21 protein-coding genes are annotated in these 20,187 nt (G+C 40.0%); 15 read left to right on the top strand and 6 right to left on the bottom strand.

What is annotated here, in order from left to right:
* Positions 1-2 precede the first annotated feature (2 nt).
* The 5 genes from N8O43_RS01695 (at position 3) to ezrA (ending at position 6,210) form a co-directional block, all read left to right on the top strand.
* Positions 3-1,226: an FtsW/RodA/SpoVE family cell cycle protein gene (locus N8O43_RS01695; protein WP_045611374.1), complete on the top strand. Its 1,224-nt coding sequence runs from the start codon at positions 3-5 to the stop codon at positions 1,224-1,226.
* Between the two features lie 10 nt (positions 1,227-1,236).
* Positions 1,237-1,791, top strand: coding sequence for a DJ-1 family glyoxalase III (locus N8O43_RS01690; protein ID WP_045611376.1), 555 nt, complete (start codon positions 1,237-1,239; stop codon positions 1,789-1,791).
* An 85-nt stretch (positions 1,792-1,876) separates the two neighbouring features.
* Positions 1,877-2,440 (top strand): HAD family hydrolase, encoded by a 564-nt coding sequence (locus tag N8O43_RS01685; RefSeq protein WP_045612540.1) that lies wholly within the window; start codon positions 1,877-1,879, stop codon positions 2,438-2,440.
* A gap of 14 nt (positions 2,441-2,454) precedes the next feature.
* A complete protein-coding gene (gene gyrB / locus N8O43_RS01680) occupies positions 2,455-4,401 on the top strand; it encodes a DNA topoisomerase (ATP-hydrolyzing) subunit B (protein ID WP_261089203.1) in 1,947 nt (648 codons plus the stop codon).
* Between the two features lie 81 nt (positions 4,402-4,482).
* Positions 4,483-6,210 carry a septation ring formation regulator EzrA gene (ezrA, locus tag N8O43_RS01675; RefSeq protein ID WP_261089202.1) on the top strand — a complete coding sequence of 576 codons (1,728 nt, stop codon included), beginning with the start codon at positions 4,483-4,485 and terminating at the stop codon, positions 6,208-6,210.
* Positions 6,211-6,261: 51 nt separating this feature from the next.
* Here ezrA and N8O43_RS01670 read toward each other — a convergent pair whose 3' ends face one another.
* From N8O43_RS01670 to N8O43_RS01650, 5 genes are all read right to left on the bottom strand, one after another.
* The gene (locus tag N8O43_RS01670; RefSeq protein ID WP_084888412.1) at positions 6,262-6,894 is read right to left on the bottom strand and encodes a GNAT family N-acetyltransferase; all 633 of its coding nucleotides are present in this window, start codon (positions 6,892-6,894) and stop codon (positions 6,262-6,264) included.
* 135 nt (positions 6,895-7,029) lie between these two features.
* Complete coding sequence (locus tag N8O43_RS01665) at positions 7,030-7,329, bottom strand: DUF1827 family protein (RefSeq protein ID WP_000767189.1); 300 nt, start codon at positions 7,327-7,329, stop codon at positions 7,030-7,032.
* 58 nt (positions 7,330-7,387) lie between these two features.
* Complete coding sequence (locus N8O43_RS01660) at positions 7,388-7,840, bottom strand: NUDIX hydrolase (protein ID WP_261012423.1); 453 nt, start codon at positions 7,838-7,840, stop codon at positions 7,388-7,390.
* A 129-nt stretch (positions 7,841-7,969) separates the two neighbouring features.
* The gene (locus N8O43_RS01655; protein ID WP_261089200.1) at positions 7,970-10,228 is read right to left on the bottom strand and encodes an ATP-dependent Clp protease ATP-binding subunit; all 2,259 of its coding nucleotides are present in this window, start codon (positions 10,226-10,228) and stop codon (positions 7,970-7,972) included.
* Positions 10,229-10,458: 230 nt separating this feature from the next.
* A complete protein-coding gene (locus N8O43_RS01650; protein ID WP_049515694.1) occupies positions 10,459-10,689 on the bottom strand; it encodes a DUF1797 family protein in 231 nt (76 codons plus the stop codon).
* A 190-nt stretch (positions 10,690-10,879) separates the two neighbouring features.
* On the opposite strand from N8O43_RS01650, the gene N8O43_RS01645 reads away from it, so the two are divergent.
* The 5 genes from N8O43_RS01645 to N8O43_RS01625 all read left to right on the top strand — a co-directional run bounded on the left by N8O43_RS01645 (position 10,880) and on the right by N8O43_RS01625 (position 15,156).
* Positions 10,880-11,563, top strand: a complete 684-nt coding sequence (locus N8O43_RS01645) for an amino acid ABC transporter permease (protein ID WP_001011639.1) — start codon at positions 10,880-10,882, stop codon at positions 11,561-11,563.
* Complete coding sequence (locus tag N8O43_RS01640; RefSeq protein ID WP_000140957.1) at positions 11,563-12,297, top strand: amino acid ABC transporter ATP-binding protein; 735 nt, start codon at positions 11,563-11,565, stop codon at positions 12,295-12,297. Before N8O43_RS01645 ends, N8O43_RS01640 begins: the two co-directional genes overlap by 1 nt.
* Positions 12,298-12,474: 177 nt before the next feature.
* A complete protein-coding gene (locus N8O43_RS01635) occupies positions 12,475-13,332 on the top strand; it encodes a bifunctional methylenetetrahydrofolate dehydrogenase/methenyltetrahydrofolate cyclohydrolase (protein WP_000192104.1) in 858 nt (285 codons plus the stop codon).
* Positions 13,333-13,469: 137 nt separating this feature from the next.
* On the top strand, positions 13,470-14,291 hold the full coding sequence (locus N8O43_RS01630) for a hypothetical protein (RefSeq protein WP_000601058.1): 822 nt from the start codon (positions 13,470-13,472) through the stop codon (positions 14,289-14,291).
* A 13-nt stretch (positions 14,292-14,304) separates the two neighbouring features.
* Positions 14,305-15,156, top strand: coding sequence for an NAD(P)H-hydrate dehydratase (locus N8O43_RS01625; RefSeq protein ID WP_261089198.1), 852 nt, complete (start codon positions 14,305-14,307; stop codon positions 15,154-15,156).
* Positions 15,157-15,180: 24 nt separating this feature from the next.
* Here the strand turns inward: N8O43_RS01625 and N8O43_RS01620 are convergent, their stop codons facing one another.
* Positions 15,181-15,366, bottom strand: a complete 186-nt coding sequence (locus N8O43_RS01620; RefSeq protein ID WP_001068557.1) for a hypothetical protein — start codon at positions 15,364-15,366, stop codon at positions 15,181-15,183.
* 231 nt (positions 15,367-15,597) lie between these two features.
* Between N8O43_RS01620 and rpiA the strand changes: the two genes are divergently transcribed.
* Genes rpiA through N8O43_RS01595 form a run of 5 tightly spaced genes read left to right on the top strand, consistent with a single transcriptional unit; the run spans position 15,598 to position 20,170 of the window.
* A complete protein-coding gene (gene rpiA, locus N8O43_RS01615) occupies positions 15,598-16,281 on the top strand; it encodes a ribose-5-phosphate isomerase RpiA (protein WP_261052522.1) in 684 nt (227 codons plus the stop codon).
* 23 nt (positions 16,282-16,304) lie between these two features.
* The gene (locus N8O43_RS01610) at positions 16,305-17,516 is read left to right on the top strand and encodes a phosphopentomutase (protein ID WP_000033118.1); all 1,212 of its coding nucleotides are present in this window, start codon (positions 16,305-16,307) and stop codon (positions 17,514-17,516) included.
* A 1-nt stretch (position 17,517) separates the two neighbouring features.
* Positions 17,518-18,078, top strand: coding sequence for a DUF1697 domain-containing protein (locus N8O43_RS01605; protein ID WP_261089197.1), 561 nt, complete (start codon positions 17,518-17,520; stop codon positions 18,076-18,078).
* Complete coding sequence (locus N8O43_RS01600; protein WP_084929861.1) at positions 18,075-18,884, top strand: purine-nucleoside phosphorylase; 810 nt, start codon at positions 18,075-18,077, stop codon at positions 18,882-18,884. The genes N8O43_RS01605 and N8O43_RS01600 overlap by 4 nt, the downstream gene beginning before the upstream one ends.
* A 2-nt stretch (positions 18,885-18,886) precedes the next feature.
* Positions 18,887-20,170, top strand: a complete 1,284-nt coding sequence (locus tag N8O43_RS01595) for a chloride channel protein (RefSeq protein WP_261029989.1) — start codon at positions 18,887-18,889, stop codon at positions 20,168-20,170.
* Positions 20,171-20,187: the final 17 nt, after the last annotated feature.

Genomic DNA, 20,187 nt, shown 5'->3' with positions numbered 1-20,187 from the left:
ATATGAAACGTTCTCTCGACTCTAGAGTCGATTATAGTTTGCTCCTGCCAGTATTTTTCCTACTGGTTATCGGTGTGGTAGCTATTTATATAGCTGTTAGTCATGATTATCCAAACAATATTCTGCCCATTTTAGGGCAGCAGGTCGCCTGGATCGCCTTGGGACTTGTGATTGGTTTTATAGTCATGCTCTTTAATACAGAATTTCTTTGGAAGGTGACCCCTTTTCTATATATTTTAGGCTTGGGACTCATGGTTCTGCCGATTGTCTTTTATAATCCGAGCTTGGTTGCATCCACGGGTGCTAAAAACTGGATTTCGGTAAATGGAATCACCTTGTTCCAACCGTCAGAATTTATGAAGATATCCTATATCCTCATGCTGGCTCGTGTCATTGTCCAGTTTACCAAAAAACATAAGGAATGGAGACGCACAGTTCCGCTGGACTTTTTGTTAATTTTCTGGATGATTCTCTTTACCATTCCAGTACTAGTTCTTTTGGCACTTCAAAGTGACTTGGGGACGGCTTTGGTTTTTGTGGCCATTTTCTCAGGAATTGTTTTATTATCAGGAGTTTCTTGGAAAATTATTATCCCAGTATTTGTGACTGCGGTAACAGGAATTGCTGGATTCTTAGCCATTTTTATCAGCAAGGACGGAAGGGCTTTTCTCCATCAATTGGGGATGCCGACCTACCAAATTAATCGGATCTTGGCTTGGCTTAATCCATTTGACTTTGCCCAAACAACCACTTACCAACAGGCTCAAGGGCAGATTGCCATTGGAAGCGGTGGCTTATTTGGTCAGGGGTTTAATGCTTCGAATCTGCTTATTCCAGTTCGTGAGTCGGATATGATTTTCACGGTTATTGCAGAAGATTTTGGATTTATTGGCTCAGTCCTTGTTATTGCCCTTTACCTCATGCTCATTTACCGTATGTTGAAGATTACTCTTAGATCAAATAACCAGTTCTACACCTATATTTCCACAGGTTTGATTATGATGTTGCTCTTCCATATCTTTGAGAATATCGGTGCTGTGACAGGTTTGCTTCCTTTGACGGGGATTCCCCTACCTTTCATTTCTCAAGGTGGATCGGCTATTATCAGTAACTTGATTGGTATTGGCTTGCTTTTATCTATGAGTTACCAGACTAATTTAGCTGAAGAAAAGAGCGGAAAAGTTCCATTCAAACGGAAAAAGGTTGTATTAAAACAAATCAAATAAGGAGAAAATCATGGTTAAAGTAGCAGTCATGTTAGCTCAGGGCTTTGAAGAAATTGAAGCTTTGACAGTTGTAGATGTCTTGCGTCGGGCAAATATCATTTGTGATATGGTAGGATTTGAAGAGAAAGTGACGGGTTCGCATGCAATCCAAGTAAGTGCAGATCGTGTTTTTGATGGTGATTTATCAGACTATGACATGATTGTTCTTCCTGGAGGGATGCCTGGTTCTGCACATTTACGTGATAATCAGGTCTTGATTCAAGAATTGCAAAGCTTCGAACGAGAAGGAAAAAAACTAGCAGCTATTTGTGCTGCGCCAATTGCCCTCAATCAAGCAGGGCTATTGAAAAACAAGCAGTACACTTGTTATGACGGCGTTCAAGAACAAATCCTTGATGGTCACTACGTCAAGGAAACAGTAGTGGTAGATGGTCAATTGACAACTAGTCGAGGCCCTTCAACAGCCCTTGCTTTTGCCTACGAGTTGGTAGAGCAATTAGGAGGAGACGCAGAGACTTTACGAACAGGAATGCTTTATCGAGATGTCTTTGGTAAAAATCAGTAAAACGGGAGTCAAACTCTCGTTTTTTTATGTGGAAAAATCAGGGAAATCATCGCTTTTTTCATAAAAAAATGCTATAATGAAGGGTATGAAATATCACGATTACATCTGGGATTTAGGTGGAACTTTACTGGATAATTACGAAACTTCAACAGCTGCCTTTGTTGAAACATTGGCATTGTATGGCATCACACAAGACCATGACAGTGTCTATCAGGCTTTAAAGGTTTCTACTGATTTTGCGATTGAGACATTCGCTCCCAACTTAGAGAATTTTTTAGAAAAGTATAAGGAAAATGAAGCCAGAGAGCTTAAACACCCGATTTTATTTGATGGAGTTTCTGACTTATTGGAAGATATTTCAAATCAAGGTGGGCGTCATTTTTTAGTCTCTCATCGAAATGATCAGGTCTTGGAAATTTTAGAAAAAACCTCTATAGCAGCTTATTTTACAGAAGTGGTGACTTCTAACTCAGGCTTTAAGAGAAAACCAGATCCTGAGTCCATGATTTATTTAAGAGAAAAGTATCAGATTAACTCTGGTCTTGTAATTGGTGATCGACCGATTGATATCGAAGCTGGGCAAGCTGCAGGACTAGCTACCCACTTGTTTACCAGTATCGTGAATTTAAGACAAGTATTAGACATGTAAGAAAAAGGAATAAGATGACAGAAGAAATTAAAAATCTGCAGGCACAAGAATATGATGCCAGTCAAATTCAAGTTTTAGAGGGCTTAGAGGCTGTTCGTATGCGTCCAGGAATGTATATCGGATCAACCTCAAAAGAAGGTCTTCACCATCTAGTCTGGGAAATTGTTGATAACTCAATTGATGAGGCCTTGGCAGGATTTGCCAGTCATATTCAAGTCTTTATTGAGCCAGATGATTCGATTACTGTTGTCGATGATGGGCGTGGTATCCCCGTCGATATTCAGGAAAAAACAGGTCGACCTGCCGTTGAGACTGTCTTTACTGTCCTTCACGCTGGAGGAAAGTTTGGCGGTGGCGGATACAAGGTTTCAGGTGGTCTTCACGGAGTAGGGTCATCAGTAGTTAATGCCCTTTCCACTCAATTAGACGTTCATGTCCACAAAAACGGTAAGATTCATTACCAGGAATACCGTCGTGGTCATGTTGTTGCTGATCTTGAGGTGGTTGGGGATACAGATAGGACTGGAACAACGGTTCACTTCACACCAGACCCAGAAATCTTTACGGAAACAACAACCTTTGATTTTGATAAATTAAATAAACGCATTCAAGAATTGGCCTTTCTAAATCGCGGTCTTCAAATCTCCATCACAGATAAGCGCGAAGGTTTGGAACAAACCAAGCATTACCATTATGAAGGTGGGATTGCTAGTTATGTTGAATATATCAACGAGAACAAGGATGTAATCTTTGATACACCAATCTATACAGACGGTGAGATGGATGATATCACAGTTGAGGTAGCCATGCAGTACACAACTGGTTACCATGAAAATGTCATGAGTTTCGCCAATAATATTCATACACATGAAGGTGGAACGCATGAACAAGGTTTCCGTACAGCCTTGACACGTGTCATCAACGATTATGCTCGTAAGAATAAGTTACTAAAAGACAATGAAGACAACCTGACAGGGGAAGATGTCCGCGAAGGATTAACTGCAGTTATCTCAGTTAAACACCCAAATCCACAGTTTGAAGGACAAACCAAGACCAAACTGGGAAATAGCGAAGTGGTTAAGATTACCAATCGCCTTTTCAGTGATGCTTTCTCTGATTTCCTCATGGAAAATCCACAGATTGCCAAACGTATCGTTGAAAAAGGAATTTTGGCTGCTAAAGCTCGCGTGGCTGCTAAGCGTGCGCGTGAAGTCACTCGTAAAAAATCTGGTTTGGAAATTTCTAATCTTCCAGGGAAACTAGCAGACTGTTCTTCTAACAATCCAGCTGAAACGGAACTCTTCATCGTCGAAGGAGACTCAGCTGGTGGATCAGCCAAATCTGGTCGTAACCGTGAGTTCCAGGCTATCCTACCAATTCGCGGTAAGATTTTGAACGTTGAAAAGGCAAGTATGGATAAAATTCTAGCTAACGAAGAAATTCGTAGTCTTTTCACAGCGATGGGAACAGGATTTGGCGCAGAATTTGATGTTTCAAAAGCTCGTTACCAAAAACTCGTTTTGATGACCGATGCCGATGTCGATGGAGCCCACATTCGTACCCTTCTTTTAACTTTGATTTATCGTTATATGAAACCAATCCTAGAAGCTGGTTATGTTTATATTGCCCAACCTCCAATCTATGGTGTTAAGGTTGGAAGTGAGATTAAAGAATACATCCAGCCAGGAGCAGATCAAGAAATCAAACTCCAAGAAGCCTTGGCCCGTTATAGTGAAGGTCGCACCAAACCGACTATTCAGCGTTATAAAGGTCTTGGTGAAATGGACGACCACCAATTGTGGGAAACAACCATGGATCCAGAACACCGCTTGATGGCTAGAGTTTCTGTGGATGATGCTGCAGAAGCAGATAAAATCTTTGATATGTTGATGGGGGATCGAGTAGAGCCTCGTCGTGAGTTTATCGAAGAAAATGCCGTCTATAGTACACTTGATGTCTAAAAAATCGGGAGAAGTAGTTCCCTTGGTCTAAAAAATATGATATAATCATTACGATTGTTTCAAGTAAAAAAGGAGTTTAATATGTCTGATAGACTAGTAATTTATCTTGCAATTGCAGTTGCAATTTTCTTAGTAATTGCCTATGCTATCGCAATCTACGTACGAAAACGCAATGAAAGTAAATTAGCAATTTTAGAAGAGAAAAAAGAAGAGCTGTACAATCTTCCAGTAAACGATGAAGTTGAAGCTGTAAAAAACATGCACTTGATTGGACAAAGTCAAGTGACTTTCCGTGAGTGGAACCAAAAATGGGTTGACCTATCTCTTAACTCTTTTGCTGATATCGAAAATAATCTTTTTGAAGCAGAAGGCTATAACAACTCATTCCGTTTTTTCAAGGCCAGTCATCAAATCGACCAAATCGAGAGCCAAATTACTTTGATTGAAGAAGATATTGCGGCAATTCGCAATGCTTTGGCAGATTTGGAGAAACAAGAGTCTAAAAATAGTGGACGTGTTCTTCATACCTTGGACTTGTTTGAAGAGTTGCAACACCGAGTGGCTGATCATTCTGAAGAATATGGCCAAGGTTTATCTGAAATCGAAAAACAATTGGAAAATATCCAATCAGAGTTTTCTCAATTTGTTACTTTAAACACTTCAGGTGACCCAGTAGAAGCTGCTGTGATTTTAGATAATGCTGAAAATCATATCTTGGCTTTGAGTCACATTGTTGACCGCTTGCCAGCGATTGTAAAAACATTATCTAAAGAGCTACCTGATCAATTGGAAGATTTGGAAGACGGTTACCGTAAACTTTTAGATGCTAATTATCATTTTGCTGAAACGGATATTGAATCTCGCTTCCAATTGCTTTATGAATCTTTGAAGAAAAACCACGAAAATATTGCACAATTAGAGTTGGATAATGCTGAGTATGAAAATACTCAAGTTCAAGAAGAAATCAATGCACTCTATGATATCTTTACACGAGAAATTGCTGCTCAAAAAGTAGTAGAAGGCTTAGTTGCAACCCTTCCTACATATTTGAAACACATGAAAGATAGTAATGCTGTTTTAGTGGAAGATATTCAACGATTGAGTAACAATTACCTACTATCTGAAACGGATGTTAGTCATGTTCATAGATTACAAGCTGAGTTAGAGTCTTTGGAAGAATCTGTATTGGAATTAACTTCTGAACAAGAGGAACATTCTGAACCTTATTCATTGCTTGAAGATCGCTTGGAAAACTTACAAGCGACTTTGAAGGAAATTGAAGATGAACAAGTTGCGGTTAGTCAACGTCTTGCTCAGATTGAAAAAGATGATATCAATGCTCGCCAGAAGGCAAATGTTTATGTTAATCGTCTTCACACAATTAAGAGATATATGGAAAAACGTAATCTTCCAGGTATTCCTCAGAATTTCTTACAGTTGTTCTTTACAGCAAGTAACCATACTGAAGAATTGATGGCTGAACTAGAAGAAGCTCGGGTTAATATCGAAGCTGTGAACCGGATGCTTGAAATTACAACAAATGATATGAACGCACTTGAAGAAGAAACCTATAATATTGTTCAATATGCAACATTGACAGAACAATTACTACAGTATTCGAACCGTTACCGCTCATTTGATGAACGAATTCAAGAAGCCTTTAATGAATCATTAGAAATTTTTGAAAAAGAATTTAATTACCATGCTTCATTTGATAAGATTTCGCAAGCTTTGGAAGTTGCAGAACCAGGTGTAACCAACCGTTTTGTCACTTCATACGAAAAAACACGTGAGACGATTCGTTTCTAACATAATAAAAAAGATTTGGTTCTGTGATAAGCAGCACCAAATCTTTTTTATTTATTCATTCATTGTTTTTAAAAATGCCCAGTTACCAATTGATCTTGAACCGTATTCTATCTCCATAAAGTTTAGTAGGACATAATCGTTTTTTTCGTAGAATGAGGCATTTCTAGCTGTGCTGGTAATGAAACCCAAGTGTTTACAGCCTTTTGATTTGACATAAGGTTCAATCCCTTGTGTCAGAAAAGTACTGCCAATTCCCTGTCCCTTACTTGCTGTATTAACAGCTAAAGCCATCAAATACCAATCAAACTCTCCTGCTTGTTCTAAGTGCTTTTTGGAACGTTTTATAAAGTCAAAGTATTTAAAAAGATTTCGTGGTCGAATGTAGCGAAAAATGTTTGTTCCGCCATTTCGTAGATAGGATAGTATACAGAAATCCTTTTGTTGCAAAAGGGCGACTGCAAGTAATTCTCCATCTTGTTCCGCAACCAAACAGTTTCCTTTTTGAATATAGACTCTAGTAAGCAGAATTTGCAATGTTTCTACAAAAGCAGGATAGGAGTCAGGTTTCTTCAAATCGTCTTTTAAAATCGTTAAAAAAGGATAGTCAAGAAAGGAATTAGCTAATAGTTTTCCAATTTTTTCGCTTTCTTCAAGTCTTGCCTCTCTATATATGATATCTCCCATGTTTGTCTCCTTAATTATCTATAAAATCTTGTATGATAAGATTTCAAGATAAAAAATTGGAGATGATCCAAAAAGCAAGTTAGAACCTCGTTTTGTACTATAAGGTCCAAAAAGCTTTTTAAACTCTCCAATTTTTTATTTGGTTGGAATCGAAATTCCAATTAATTTTTCTGAATAGAGGGTTTTGATATTGGCCTCATCAATAGAGTCCTTATCAATTTTACGTTTCAAGAAAAATTCTTGAATAGCTTCGATTTCAGGTTCACGAATAGCGCGGTGTTTGTTTGAGATGAGGATTTCATAGTGAAGCGGAGCTTGAGTAAAAATAACATCTGTATTCCCTGCAGAATAAACCTCAACAAGGGTTGCATCTGTACTTTCTAGCTGGCTTTTAACAAGTTGCGAGTGTGAGTTTGTCGTATTGATTAGCTTCATAACATTTCCTCCGATTTTCTAATTCTATTATAGCACTTTTTAAATAAAGTAGCTTGATTTAGTCAATCTTATGCTGTTTTTTCCAAGATCCAATAGCCCATTTATGGCTACCACGTTTGAGGTTTTTAATAGCCTCGTCAATAGGGAACCAGGCAATATGATTAAAGTCCTCTAGTGGTTTTTGCACTTCTTTGAAAGAAGTCGCTTCATAGAGGTAGGCAGGATTGTAGTAGTAGGTGTCACGATGACGAGAGTAGAAATATTCGTCAGCTTGTCCGTAATAGGTACCAATTTCAGCTGTAAAGCCAAGCTCTTCAATCAATTCACGTTTTAGGGCTTCCTGATGGTTCTCACCAGCTTCAATTTCGCCACCTGGTAGGAACCAAGCGCCATTGGGTGCTTGAACAAGAACAATTTGTTTTTGTTCAGAATCAGGAATAACTGCATATACGCCATAGCGTGAAACATAGTCTGTATTTGCTTTCTTTTCTCCGAAAGTTGGGTTTGCCATTGCATTTTCCTCATTATCTATTATCTTTATTATTATCTTAATGGACAAAGGCCAAGCTGTCAAGAATTTATAGTGACTTTTGTAAAAAGGAGCAGAAAATTTTCATTTTCTACTCCTTTTCTATAGGATTTATACTTCTTTTTCAGAAGTTTTTACTTTAGCTTTTTTGGCAGATTTGATTTGAATGTTGCCCTTGCTGGTCATAACTGCCTTGAGGTCTTTTTCGCTTGGATTTTCAAGGTAGTAGTCAGTGATTGCGTCCTCAATATAGTCTTGAATAGTACGACGAAGTGGACGTGCTCCCATTTTTGGATCATAACCGAGGTCAACTAATTTTTCCTTGACCTTTTCAGTTACATTTAAATGAATGTTGTTGCTAGAAAGGCGCTTGTTAACGTCTGCTAGCATAAGCTCGACAATCTGAAGGAGATTGTCCTTGCTGAGAGCCTTAAATTCGATAATACCATCAAAACGGTTCATAAACTCTGGGCTAAAGAAGTTACCGAGTTCACCGAGAACAGAATTGGTACGTCCTTCTCTAGCAGCACCAAATCCAACGCTGGCTTCGGCCTTACCTGTACCTGCATTTGAGGTCATGATAATGATGGCATCCTTGAAGCTAACGGTACGTCCTTGCCCATCTGTCAAACGACCATCGTCCAAGACCTGGAGGAACATATGCATAACATCTGGATGGGCTTTCTCTACTTCATCCAAGAGAATAAGAGAATATGGATTACGGCGGACTTTTTCAGTTAATTGCCCAGCCTCATCGTAGCCAACATAACCTGGAGGGGCGCCGACCAACTTAGCTACACTGTGTTTTTCCATATATTCACTCATATCGAAGCGAATCATACTGTCAGCAGAACCAAAGAGTTCGATAGCTAGTTGTTTGGAAAGTTCTGTCTTACCGACGCCAGTTGGTCCGACGAAGAGGAAGCTTCCAATTGGACGGTTAGGCGTACCGAGACCGACACGGTTTCGGCGAATAGCTTTGGCTATCTTATCAACTGCATCGTCCTGTCCAATAACATGAGACTTGAGGTCTTCAGCTAGATGGATGAGTTGAGATTGTTCTTTCTCTTTCAAATCTCCAACAGGGATATTGGTTTTCTGCTCGATAATGTGCTCAATGGTTTTCTCACTGATGATAGGAGTATCTTGGTCTGTGACCTTTTTCTTTTGCATTTCCTTATACTTGGCAATCTGATCGCGGAAGTAGGCGGCCTTCTCAAAATCTTCCTCTCGTGTAGCTTGAGATTTAAGATTTTCAGCCTCAATCAAGCGCTGATCGATTACTTTAGGATCCACAAAATTCAAGGTCAAGTTCATCTTTGAACCAGCTTCATCTAGGAGGTCAATGGCCTTGTCAGGCAAGAAGCGATCTTGGATGTAGCGATTGGACAGAGTTGCAGCTGCTTCAATTGCAGCATCAGTATACTGAACATGGTGATAGTCTTCGTATTTCTTTTGAATTCCTTTGAGGATAATGATTGTTTCTTCTACGGTTGGTTCATCGACCTTAACAGGTTGCATACGACGCTCTAGGGCTGCATCCTTTTCAATGATACGGTATTCATTGAGGGTAGTAGCGCCGACCAGTTGCAGTTCCCCACGAGCAAGGGCTGGCTTGAGGATATTTCCAGCATCCATATTGCCATCGCTAGCAGAACCAGCACCGACAATTTCATGGATTTCATCGATAAAGAGGATGATGTCCTCACGTTTGCGAATTTCTTCCATGAGTTTTTGCATGCGTTCTTCAAATTGTCCACGGATACCCGTTCCTTGAACTAAGCTAACTACATCTAGACGGATGACTTGTTTGCCTTGTAGTTTATGTGGAACATCGCCATCAACAATTTTCTGAGCTAGACCTTCGACAACGGCAGTTTTTCCGACACCTGGTTCACCGATAAGAACAGGATTATTCTTGGTTCTGCGATTGAGAATTTCTATGACACGGATAATCTCATCGTCGCGCCCAATAACGGGGTCAATATCTCCACGACGGGCAATTTCAGTTACGTTGATACCAAATTCTTCCAGTAGGCCTTTTTCTTGGCTTGGTGGAGGAGTTTGAGCAGGTCCACGATTTTGGGAACCATAACCGCCATTTCCACCGTAACCTCCACCTGATTGGGTTGGGGGAGTCGGAGGAGTATTGTTAGAAGGCCTGAAATTGTTTAGGTCATTGAAGAAATCACCAAAGGGATCAAAGTCACGATTGTTCAGATCCGTAATACCTTTAAAGAGGCTATTGTTAGGATCTGTCTTGATAATCTTATAGCAGTTTTGACAGAGGTCAATTTGTTTTTGCTTTCCATTGAGATTGGTATAAAGATGAATCGTTGAGTCATTGATTTTACAGTTTTGACAAAGCATACATCTACCTCATTTCTTTATTTAGCCTGACCTGTTTAATGGTCAAAAATAGTCAAATTTCTATACTCTCATTATAACAGGATTGGGGTGTAAAGCAAGTAAAAAGATTGCAGCTTTGAGAAGTTGTTACAATGAAAATTTTTGTGAGTTTAGACTATAAAAAAATCCTATTTGTGAGACAAAAAGGATTTTGGTTAGACATGCAGGGTGTAATCCCAGCTTGTTTTGTATTAGTAAAGGAGTTCGTAAATCTCCATTGCAATCAAGTCAATGCTGTCAAACGTATAAGTTTCGCGAGCTTCGACATCACGAAGGGTAAAGATTGAGCCGTTTTCTTCGTCGTGGCTGTATGCAACTTCTGCAACAACAACTCCTTCGCGTTCAAAATTACGTTTTAAATTTCCACCGTCTTTTGTCATTGCTTCAAGGCGGTTGATGATTCTAACCAAATGTGATTCCATTTTGATTCTCCTTCATTTCTTATCGTTACTATTTTACCATAAAGGAGGTCAACTTGCCTAGAAAAAACTAAGATTTCTCGCTAATTCTACTAGCTTAAAGGTTTTTTGAATAAATTAGACAAAAGATTTGAATTTTAATTCAATACATGTTATAATCATACAGTATTCTATTTTAGAAAGCAGTGTGACTATGAATTTTTCTTTTTTACCTAAGTATTTACCTTATTTTAACTATGGGGCTGTCGTGACGGTTCTCATTTCTATCTGTGTTGTCTTTTTTGGGACTATTTTGGGTGTTGTCTTGGCTTTTGGGCAACGTTCAAAGTTTAAACCGCTTGTTTGGCTCGCCAACTTGTACGTTTGGATTTTCCGCGGGACACCGATGATGGTTCAGATTATGATTGCCTTTGCCCTTATGCACATCAATGCTCCGACTATTCAGGTTGGAATTTTGGGTGTTGATCTTTCTCGTCTGATTCCAGGGATTTTGATTATCTCTATGAACAGTGGTGCCTATGTTTCTGAGACTGTTCGTGCTGGGATTAATGCGGTTCCAAAAGGTCAGTTAGAGGCGGCCTATTCTTTAGGGATTCGTCCTAAAAACGCTATGCGCTATGTGATTTTGCCACAAGCAATCAAAAATATCTTACCAGCATTGGGGAACGAATTTATCACTATTATCAAGGATAGTTCCCTCTTATCAGCTATTGGTGTTATGGAGTTGTGGAACGGGGCTACAACAGTTTCTACAACAACCTATCTACCTTTAACACCACTTTTATTTGCAGCCTTTTACTACTTGATTATGACCTCTATTTTGACAGTAGCCTTGAAAGCTTTTGAAAAACGTATGGGACAAGGAGATAAGAAATAATGACAGAAACCTTGATAAAAATTGAAAATTTACATAAATCATTTGGAAAGAATGAAGTATTGAAGGGCATCAACCTCGAGATTAAAAGAGGAGAAGTTGTCGTTATCATCGGTCCTTCAGGGAGCGGGAAATCTACCTTGCTTCGCTCTATGAATTTGTTGGAAGAAGCGACCAAGGGGAAGGTTATCTTTGAGGGAGTCGATATTACGGACAAGAAGAATGACCTGTTTGCCATGCGTGAGAAGATGGGCATGGTTTTCCAACAATTTAATCTCTTTCCTAATATGACTGTGATGGAAAATATCACCTTGTCTCCTATCAAGACCAAAGGTGAAAGTAAGGAAGTTGCAGAGAAGAGAGCTCAGGAACTTTTGGAAAAAGTTGGTTTACCAGATAAGGCAACTGCTTATCCACAGAGTTTGTCAGGTGGTCAGCAACAGCGGATTGCTATTGCGCGTGGTTTAGCTATGGAACCTGATGTTTTGCTCTTTGACGAGCCAACTTCAGCCCTGGACCCTGAAATGGTAGGTGAGGTGTTGGCTGTTATGCAAGACTTAGCCAAGTCAGGAATGACCATGGTTATCGTAACACATGAAATGGGATTTGCTCGTGAGGTGGCAGACCGTGTCATCTTTATGGCAGATGGTGTGGTTGTTGAAGATGGAACACCTGAACAGATTTTTGAACAAACCCAAGAACAACGGACTAAAGACTTCTTGAGTAAGGTTTTATAAGTTAGTTTTGTGGAGCTATTTGTAGCTAACTTTACATATAAAGTATAGATTAATGAAAAGCTCGACTAGAGCTTTTTCTTATAGTTTGAAACTATAGGATAGCCTAGGAAAGAAGTGTTAGAGGGGATTAGCAGTTTTTGGTATAATGGAAGATATTTGAAAGAAAAGAGAAGTGATATGACACAGATTATTGATGGGAAGGCTCTAGCAGCTAAGTTACAAGGACAGCTGGCTGAAAAGACTAAAAGATTAAAGGAAGAAACGGGGCTAGTACCTGGTTTGGTAGTGATTTTGGTTGGGGACAACCCTGCCAGCCAAGTCTACGTTCGTAACAAGGAGAGGTCAGCCCTTGCGGCTGGATTCCGTAGTGAAGTTGTGCGAGTTCCAGATACCATTACTCAAGAGGAATTGTTAGACTTGATTGCCAAATACAATCAAGATTCAGCTTGGCATGGGATATTGGTCCAGTTACCATTACCAAAACATATTGATGAAGAAGCAGTTTTGTTGGCCATTGACCCAGAAAAGGATGTGGATGGTTTCCATCCCTTAAACATGGGACGCCTCTGGTCTGGTCATCCAGTCATGATTCCTTCTACGCCTGCAGGAATTATAGAAATGTTTCATGAATATGGGATTGAATTAGAAGGTAAAAATGCGGTTGTTATCGGTCGTTCCAATATCGTTGGAAAACCCATGGCTCAGCTTCTTGTGGCCAAGAATGCAACAGTGACCTTGACTCACTCACGGACTCATAATCTTGCCAAGGTGGCTGCTAAAGCAGATATTCTGGTTGTTGCAATCGGTCGTGCCAAGTTTGTAACTGCTAACTTTGTCAAACCAGGTGCGGTTGTCATTGACGTTGGGATGAATCGCGATGAAAATGGTAAGCTTTGTGGAGATGTGGATTATGAAGCGGTTGCCCCACTTGCTAGCCATATCACGCCAGTCCCTGGAGGTGTCGGTCCTATGACCATTACCATGCTGATGGAGCAAACTTATCAGGCAGCGATTCGGACATTGGATAGAAAATAAGAGAAAAATTTTCTGAGAAAAGTGTATTTTCTATAGCTATATCTAAAATGGCAGAAATGAATATTAAATTTTAGAAATAAGTTTATAAAAGGAGGTATGTGCCTCCTTTTTGTTGTATAATGGAGTGAGGTGATTAGATGATTTTAAAAATTTATAATGGGGAATATAGTTTACAATGGGATGGAATATACTACTTAGCACTAATTGATTATCCAAATATTCAAGAGTGGGAATTAGAAAAAATTGCTAAATTTATAGCTTACGAAAAACTTCATAAACGTCAAACAAGTATTGAGTGTGCTGATTCTTGTTTAAAAAAAGAAATTTTAGATTACATCTGTCAGCATCCCTTTCTGCCACCATTTACTCCTACAGATAAAAGAGTAGCCTCGACTTATGACCTACATAAGAGGTTAGTGACTTCAGACTACTGTAGTCATACTACGACTATAGATGCAGCGATTTCTATTTTTAAAACTGGTCGTCTTTTATCTGCTGTGAAAGCCTTTGGGCGAGATGCTGAGGAGTTGGTTTTGGATAGTCGAAATGCTGCATCTGATCCGATAGATTATTTTGACTATGTCATGTTAGGGTGGTCAAATACAAGTTCTGGTTATCGATTGGCGATGGAGCGTTTATTAGGTCGAGCTCCTTCAGAGAAAGAATTACAAGACAAGTTTATTCCTGGAGTAAGTTTTCATTTTATCTATACAGATTTGATTAAAGTTCCTGGTTATATTTTTGATGGTTACCATGCTGTAAAAATTAAGGACATGCTTAATTTATTAAGTGAGTTGTATATTTGCATTATTCCAACTCATAATAAGAGCCAATTTGAAAATATTATTCCAACCAAAATACAAGATAGGGTGTATTATCTTGACTATGCTGGAGAAGACTTAGAAGAGTGGACTAAGAAAGTCTATCAAGTTGTTTTAAAACAATCAGATAAAGGATAGTTGAGGAAAAACGATGAGAGTGATTGAGCAAGCATTATTAGAAAAAGTCATTATTGAACGTTCTCGTACAAGTCATAAAGGAAATTACGGTCGTCTGCTGTTGCTGGGTGGGACCTATCCTTATGGTGGTGCTATTATCATGGCTGCTTTGGCAGCTGTAAAAAGCGGTGCAGGATTGGTGACCGTTGGAACGGATAGGGAAAATATCCCTGCTCTGCACAGCCATTTACCTGAGGCTATGGCCTTTTCTCTGCAAGACCAGCAATTGTTACAAGAGCAATTGGAGAAGGCAGAAGTTGTCTTGCTGGGGCCTGGTTTACGAGATGATGTTTTTGGAGAAGATTTAGTAAAACAGGTCTTTGCTAGCTTAAGACAGAATCAGATTTTGATTGTAGATGGAGGTGCTTTGACTATTCTTGCTAGGACAAGTTTGTCATTTCCGTCTAACCAGCTTATCCTAACTCCCCACCAAAAAGAATGGGAAAAGCTGTCTGGTATTGCTATTGAAAATCAAAGCGAAGCTGCAACGGCTAGTGCCCTGACTTCCTTCCCTCAAGGAACGATTTTAGTTGAAAAAAGTTCAGCTACTCGTATTTGGCAAGTTGGCCAATCTGATTATTACCAGTTACAGGTTGGTGGTCCCTATCAGGCGACTGGGGGAATGGGAGATACTCTGGCTGGGATGATTGCAGGATTTGTAGGCCAATTTCGACAGGCCAGTCTCTACGAACGTGTGGCAGTAGCAACCCATCTTCATTCAGCCATAGCCCAAGAACTATCTCAAGAACATTATGTGGTCTTGCCGACGGAAATCAGCAGTCATCTTCCCCAAAAAATGAAAAAAATATCTCAAAAAGGCACCTGATTGTTTCAGGCGCCTTTATATCTTTTAGAAAAATCCTTTAATCTTTCCAACGAGGCCATCTAGACCTTCAGAACCAGAAATCAACTGCTGAGCTTGAGAGAAGTATTCTCCAAGTTGGTCTTGATTTTCTGCAACAAATGTTTTTGCAGCTTCGAAATCTTTTGTTTCGATTAATTCTTTTACTTGGTTAAACAAATCTAATGGGTTCATCTTATTTCTCCTTTTCTGTACTTAACTATTTAATCATCTTTATGATAAAAAATCAACTGTTGCTGCTTTTGGCTAGGACATGTTTTTATCTACAAGTTCTCATAACTAAGATTCTAACTACCAAAACAAGGTGGACATAAAAATAAAAATGTTCGGGTTTTTCTAGTGTATCCATGAAATAAAAAAGGATACATGTTATAATAGAAATAGCTCTTTAATGGAGGTGTTTGAGTGGAAAATCTGAAGAAAATGGCAGGTATCAAGGCTGCTGAGTTTGTCAAGGATGGCATGGTAGTCGGACTTGGAACGGGGTCTACTGCCTATTATTTCGTAGAAGAAATCGGTCGTCGGATCAAGGAAGAAGGATTGCAGATTACAGCTGTAACGACTTCTAGTGTGACTAGTAAACAGGCTGAAGGGCTTAATATCCCACTCAAGTCTATTGACCAAGTAGACTTTGTCGATGTGACAGTCGACGGGGCGGATGAAGTGGATAGTCGGTTTAATGGAATCAAAGGTGGTGGTGGTGCCCTCCTGATGGAGAAGGTTGTTGCAACGCCCTCAAAAGAATATATTTGGGTAGTGGATGAAAGCAAGCTGGTCGAGAAACTAGGTGCTTTTAAATTGCCTGTAGAAGTGGTTCAGTATGGCGCGGAACAGGTCTTTCGTCGTTTTGAACGAGCTGGCTACAAACCAAGTTTCCGTGAAAAAGACGGCCAACGTTTTGTGACCGATATGCAGAATTTTATCATTGACCTTGCCTTGGATGTCATTGAAGATCCAATTGCTTTCGGACAAGAATTGGACCATGTCGTTGGTGTTGTAGAGCACGGCTTATTCAACCAAATGGTGGATAAGGTCATCGTTGCTGGACGAGACGGGGTTCAGATTTTAACTTCAACAAAAGCAAGATAACTAAAATAATAAGGAGATACACTATGTCAAAATTTAATCGTATTCACTTGGTGGTATTGGATTCTGTAGGAATCGGTGCTGCACCAGATGCCAATAACTTTGTCAATGCAGGGGTTCCAGATGGAGCCTCTGACACACTGGGACACATTTCCAAAACAGTTGGTTTGAATGTGCCAAACATGGCTAAAATCGGTCTTGGAAATATTCCTCGCGAAACGCCTTTGAAGACTGTACCGGCTGAAAGCAACCCAACAGGATATGCAACAAAATTAGAGGAAGTATCTCTTGGTAAGGATACTATGACTGGACACTGGGAAATCATGGGACTCAACATTACTGAGCCTTTCGATACTTTCTGGAACGGATTCCCAGAAGAAATCTTGACAAAAATCGAAGAATTCTCAGGACGCAAGGTTATTCGTGAAGCTAACAAACCTTACTCAGGAACAGCCGTTATCGATGACTTTGGACCACGTCAGATGGAAACTGGGGAGTTGATTATCTATACTTCAGCTGACCCTGTTTTGCAAATTGCTGCCCACGAAGACATTATTCCTTTGGATGAATTGTACCGTATCTGTGAATACGCTCGTTCGATTACCCTTGAGCGCCCTGCCCTTCTAGGCCGCATCATTGCCCGTCCATATGTTGGTGAACCAGGAAACTTCACTCGTACAGCAAATCGTCGTGACTTGGCTGTATCCCCATTTGCACCAACTGTTTTGGATAAATTGAACGAAGCTGGCATCGATACGTATGCTGTTGGTAAAATCAACGATATCTTTAACGGTGCGGGTATCAACCATGATATGGGACACAATAAGTCAAATAGCCACGGAATTGATACACTGTTGAAGACCATGGGACTTGCTGAGTTTGAAAAAGGATTCTCCTTCACAAACTTAGTTGACTTTGATGCCCTTTACGGCCACCGTCGTAATGCTCACGGTTACCGTGATTGTTTGCATGAGTTTGATGAACGCTTGCCTGAAATTATCGCAGCCATGAGAGAGAACGACCTTCTCTTGATTACTGCGGACCATGGAAATGACCCAACGTATGCAGGAACAGACCACACTCGTGAATATATTCCATTGTTGGCCTATAGTCCTGCTTTTAAAGGAAATGGTGTCATTCCAGTAGGACATTTTGCAGATATTTCAGCGACTGTTGCCGATAACTTTGGTGTTGAAACTGCCATGATTGGGGAAAGTTTCTTAGATAAATTGGTATAAGATGACGCGTTATGCTTTGCTGGTTAGGGGCATTAATGTAGGTGGGAAAAATAAGGTTGTCATGGCGCAACTTCGTCAAGAACTGACAGAGTTGGGACTGGAAAAGGTTGAGACCTACATCAACAGTGGCAACATTTTCTTTACTTCGACAGAACCCAAGGCCCGATTGGTTGAAGAATTAGAGACTTTCTTTGCAGTCCATTATACATTTATTCAAAGCTTTTCTTTGCTGAGTCAGGAAGATTATGAAGAAGAGCTGAAGAATCTACCAGATTGGTGGACCAAAGACCTAGCCCGAAAAGATGTCCTCTTTTACACAGAGGGCTTGGATGTGGATCAAGTCATCGAGAAAGTGAACAGTTTGGAATTGGAAGATGAAGTCGTTCATTTTGGAAAACTTGGGATTTTCTGGGGGAAATTTTCTGAAGAATCCTACTATGCAACTGCCTATCACAAATACTTGCTCAAGATGCCTTTCTATCGCAATATTACTATTCGTAATGCAAAAACCTTTGACAAAATCGGTCAAATGCTAAAAACTAATAAAGGAGACACACAATGACATTTTTAGACAAAATCAATGAAACAGCTGCTTTCCTGAAAGACAAGGGAATCCAAGCGCCTGAGTTTGGTCTAATCCTTGGATCAGGCCTTGGAGAACTGGCAGAAGAAATTGAAAATCCAGTTGTAGTAGACTATGCTGAGATTCCAAACTGGGGCCGTTCAACAGTAGTCGGTCACGCTGGTAAATTAGTATATGGGGAACTGGCAGGGCGCAAGGTTTTGGCTCTTCAAGGGCGTTTCCATTTCTACGAAGGAAATCCTCTGGAAGTCGTGACTTTCCCAGTTCGCGTGATGAAAGTGCTCGGATGTGAAGGTGTCATTGTAACCAATGCAGCTGGCGGTATTGGATTTGGACCTGGTACTTTGATGGCTATTTCAGACCATATCAATATGACAGGGCAAAATCCATTGATGGGTGAAAACTTGGATGATTTTGGTCCTCGTTTCCCAGATATGTCTAAGGCCTACACACCAGAATACCGTGCTACTGCCCATGAAGTGGCTAAGAAACTTGGTATCAAGCTTGACGAAGGTGTTTATATCGGTGTTACTGGTCCGACTTATGAAACCCCAGCAGAAATTCGTGCCTATAAGACACTGGGAGCAGATGCAGTTGGTATGTCGACTGTTCCTGAAGTTATTGTGGCAGCCCACTCAGGCTTGAAAGTTCTGGGAATTTCATGTATTACTAACTTTGCGGCTGGTTTCCAAGAAGAACTCAACCACGAAGAAGTTGTAGAAGTAACAGAACGTGTTAAAGGTGACTTCAAAGGCTTGCTTAAAGCGATTCTTGCAGAATTGTAATCATGTTAATAGACTTGAGGAGATTTTTTCGAAAGATTCCTTATAATCTTAGATTGTTCCTAGCAGTAATTCTACAAGGAATAGTTTCGGGTTTATCTGGTATATTTCTCCATTATCTTTTAGAGATGGTAGAGAGTCTAGCTTTTGGTCAGTCAGAGCATCATACAGGATTTTTGACAGATGGAGTTTCCTCCTCACGGATAGGACTAAGTTTAATAATCGTGGGTCTTGGCTCATCCTTGGTCTGGTATTTCTTGCAAAAAGGGTCGAAGATTTATTCCATCAAAGCTCAGATGAAGGATGAGACTTCACAATACAAGCTTCATTTTCTAAAACAGCTATTTCATTCAATTTGGCAGATCATTGCAGTTGGAGGGGGAGCGCCTATTGGCAAAGAAGCTGCACCACGAGAGATTGGAACTCTATTTGCAGGACAAATTGGAAAAATATGTATACTGTCTATGAAGGATCGTATCTTTCTCCTTGCTTGTGGTGCTGGTGCTGGTTTAGCGGCTGTTTATCAGGTTCCATTAACAAGTGTTTTCTTTGTTTTTGAAACTCTAGGAATTGTTCTATCTATTAAACGATTTGTCTTAGTCGGTTTGACTACTTATGTCTCAACCTATATAGCAGGCTTGGTTATTTCAGATCAGGCTCTCTACCAGATTCCAGCGATAACATGGTCATTAAAGGAAATATGGATTATTCCCTTATTACTTCTTTTCTTAACTCCACTAGCTTGTCTTTTTGGTCGCTTAAGTAAGGTAGCGTCTTCAAACAGAATAAAAGATAAACGAATACTTCTAACATTGCCCTCAGCTTTTCTTTTTCTTGTTGGTCTTGCAAGTTCCTTTCCACATCTACTTGGCAATGGACGCATGATGGCTCAGGAAATTTTAAATGGTAGCAGTGGTCAAACAGTGCTTCTCATGTTTTTCCTAAAAGCAGTGGTCGTTCTTATTATCCTTTGGGCAGGGGCCTATGGTGGTACTCTTACGCCATCTTTTGCCTTGGGGATGGCTGGAGCTGGTCTCTTGTGCATGATTCTAGGTTTGGATAGCCAGTCAACCATTTTGCTTTTGGGATCGGTTTGCTTTTTGTCTGTGACCTTGAGGGCGCCCATTTCTGCAACCGGATTAGTTATAGGTTTCACTGGGCTAGGTATAGATTCTCTTCCGTATCTCTTAGTAACGGCTGTTTTAGCCTATGAATTTGCAAAAATGTTAGACCACTTTCCTTGGGCTAGCATACTGAGTCAGAAGTCAAAGAATAAAGTAATTAGGTAGGAAATGCCCATTTCTTC

Source organism: Streptococcus mitis (assembly GCF_946190335.1).
GTDB classification, from domain to species: domain Bacteria; phylum Bacillota; class Bacilli; order Lactobacillales; family Streptococcaceae; genus Streptococcus; species Streptococcus mitis_CH.
Note: the sequence above shows the minus strand (reverse complement) of the source record. Positions and strands in the feature narration are given on the sequence as shown.

Bases quoted from the DNA above. Each gene is read 5' to 3' on its own strand.
- N8O43_RS01620 (WP_001068557.1), bottom strand. From the start codon at position 15,366: ATGAACCCATTAGATTTGTTTAACCAAGTAAAAGAATTAATCGAAACA.
- N8O43_RS01645 (WP_001011639.1), top strand. From the start codon at position 10,880: ATGAATTTTTCTTTTTTACCTAAGTATTTACCTTATTTTAACTATGGG.
- N8O43_RS01660 (WP_261012423.1), bottom strand. From the start codon at position 7,840: ATGGCAAACCCAACTTTCGGAGAAAAGAAAGCAAATACAGACTATGTT.
- N8O43_RS01650 (WP_049515694.1), bottom strand. From the start codon at position 10,689: ATGGAATCACATTTGGTTAGAATCATCAACCGCCTTGAAGCAATGACA.
- N8O43_RS01665 (WP_000767189.1), bottom strand. From the start codon at position 7,329: ATGAAGCTAATCAATACGACAAACTCACACTCGCAACTTGTTAAAAGC.
- N8O43_RS01695 (WP_045611374.1), top strand. From the start codon at position 3: ATGAAACGTTCTCTCGACTCTAGAGTCGATTATAGTTTGCTCCTGCCA.
- N8O43_RS01610 (WP_000033118.1), top strand. From the start codon at position 16,305: ATGTCAAAATTTAATCGTATTCACTTGGTGGTATTGGATTCTGTAGGA.
- N8O43_RS01635 (WP_000192104.1), top strand. From the start codon at position 12,475: ATGACACAGATTATTGATGGGAAGGCTCTAGCAGCTAAGTTACAAGGA.
- N8O43_RS01600 (WP_084929861.1), top strand. From the start codon at position 18,075: ATGACATTTTTAGACAAAATCAATGAAACAGCTGCTTTCCTGAAAGAC.
- N8O43_RS01605 (WP_261089197.1), top strand. From the start codon at position 17,518: ATGACGCGTTATGCTTTGCTGGTTAGGGGCATTAATGTAGGTGGGAAA.
- N8O43_RS01670 (WP_084888412.1), bottom strand. From the start codon at position 6,894: ATGGGAGATATCATATATAGAGAGGCAAGACTTGAAGAAAGCGAAAAA.
- N8O43_RS01685 (WP_045612540.1), top strand. From the start codon at position 1,877: ATGAAATATCACGATTACATCTGGGATTTAGGTGGAACTTTACTGGAT.
- N8O43_RS01640 (WP_000140957.1), top strand. From the start codon at position 11,563: ATGACAGAAACCTTGATAAAAATTGAAAATTTACATAAATCATTTGGA.
- gyrB (WP_261089203.1), top strand. From the start codon at position 2,455: ATGACAGAAGAAATTAAAAATCTGCAGGCACAAGAATATGATGCCAGT.
- N8O43_RS01655 (WP_261089200.1), bottom strand. From the start codon at position 10,228: ATGCTTTGTCAAAACTGTAAAATCAATGACTCAACGATTCATCTTTAT.
- N8O43_RS01625 (WP_261089198.1), top strand. From the start codon at position 14,305: ATGAGAGTGATTGAGCAAGCATTATTAGAAAAAGTCATTATTGAACGT.
- ezrA (WP_261089202.1), top strand. From the start codon at position 4,483: ATGTCTGATAGACTAGTAATTTATCTTGCAATTGCAGTTGCAATTTTC.
- N8O43_RS01595 (WP_261029989.1), top strand. From the start codon at position 18,887: ATGTTAATAGACTTGAGGAGATTTTTTCGAAAGATTCCTTATAATCTT.
- N8O43_RS01690 (WP_045611376.1), top strand. From the start codon at position 1,237: ATGGTTAAAGTAGCAGTCATGTTAGCTCAGGGCTTTGAAGAAATTGAA.
- N8O43_RS01630 (WP_000601058.1), top strand. From the start codon at position 13,470: ATGATTTTAAAAATTTATAATGGGGAATATAGTTTACAATGGGATGGA.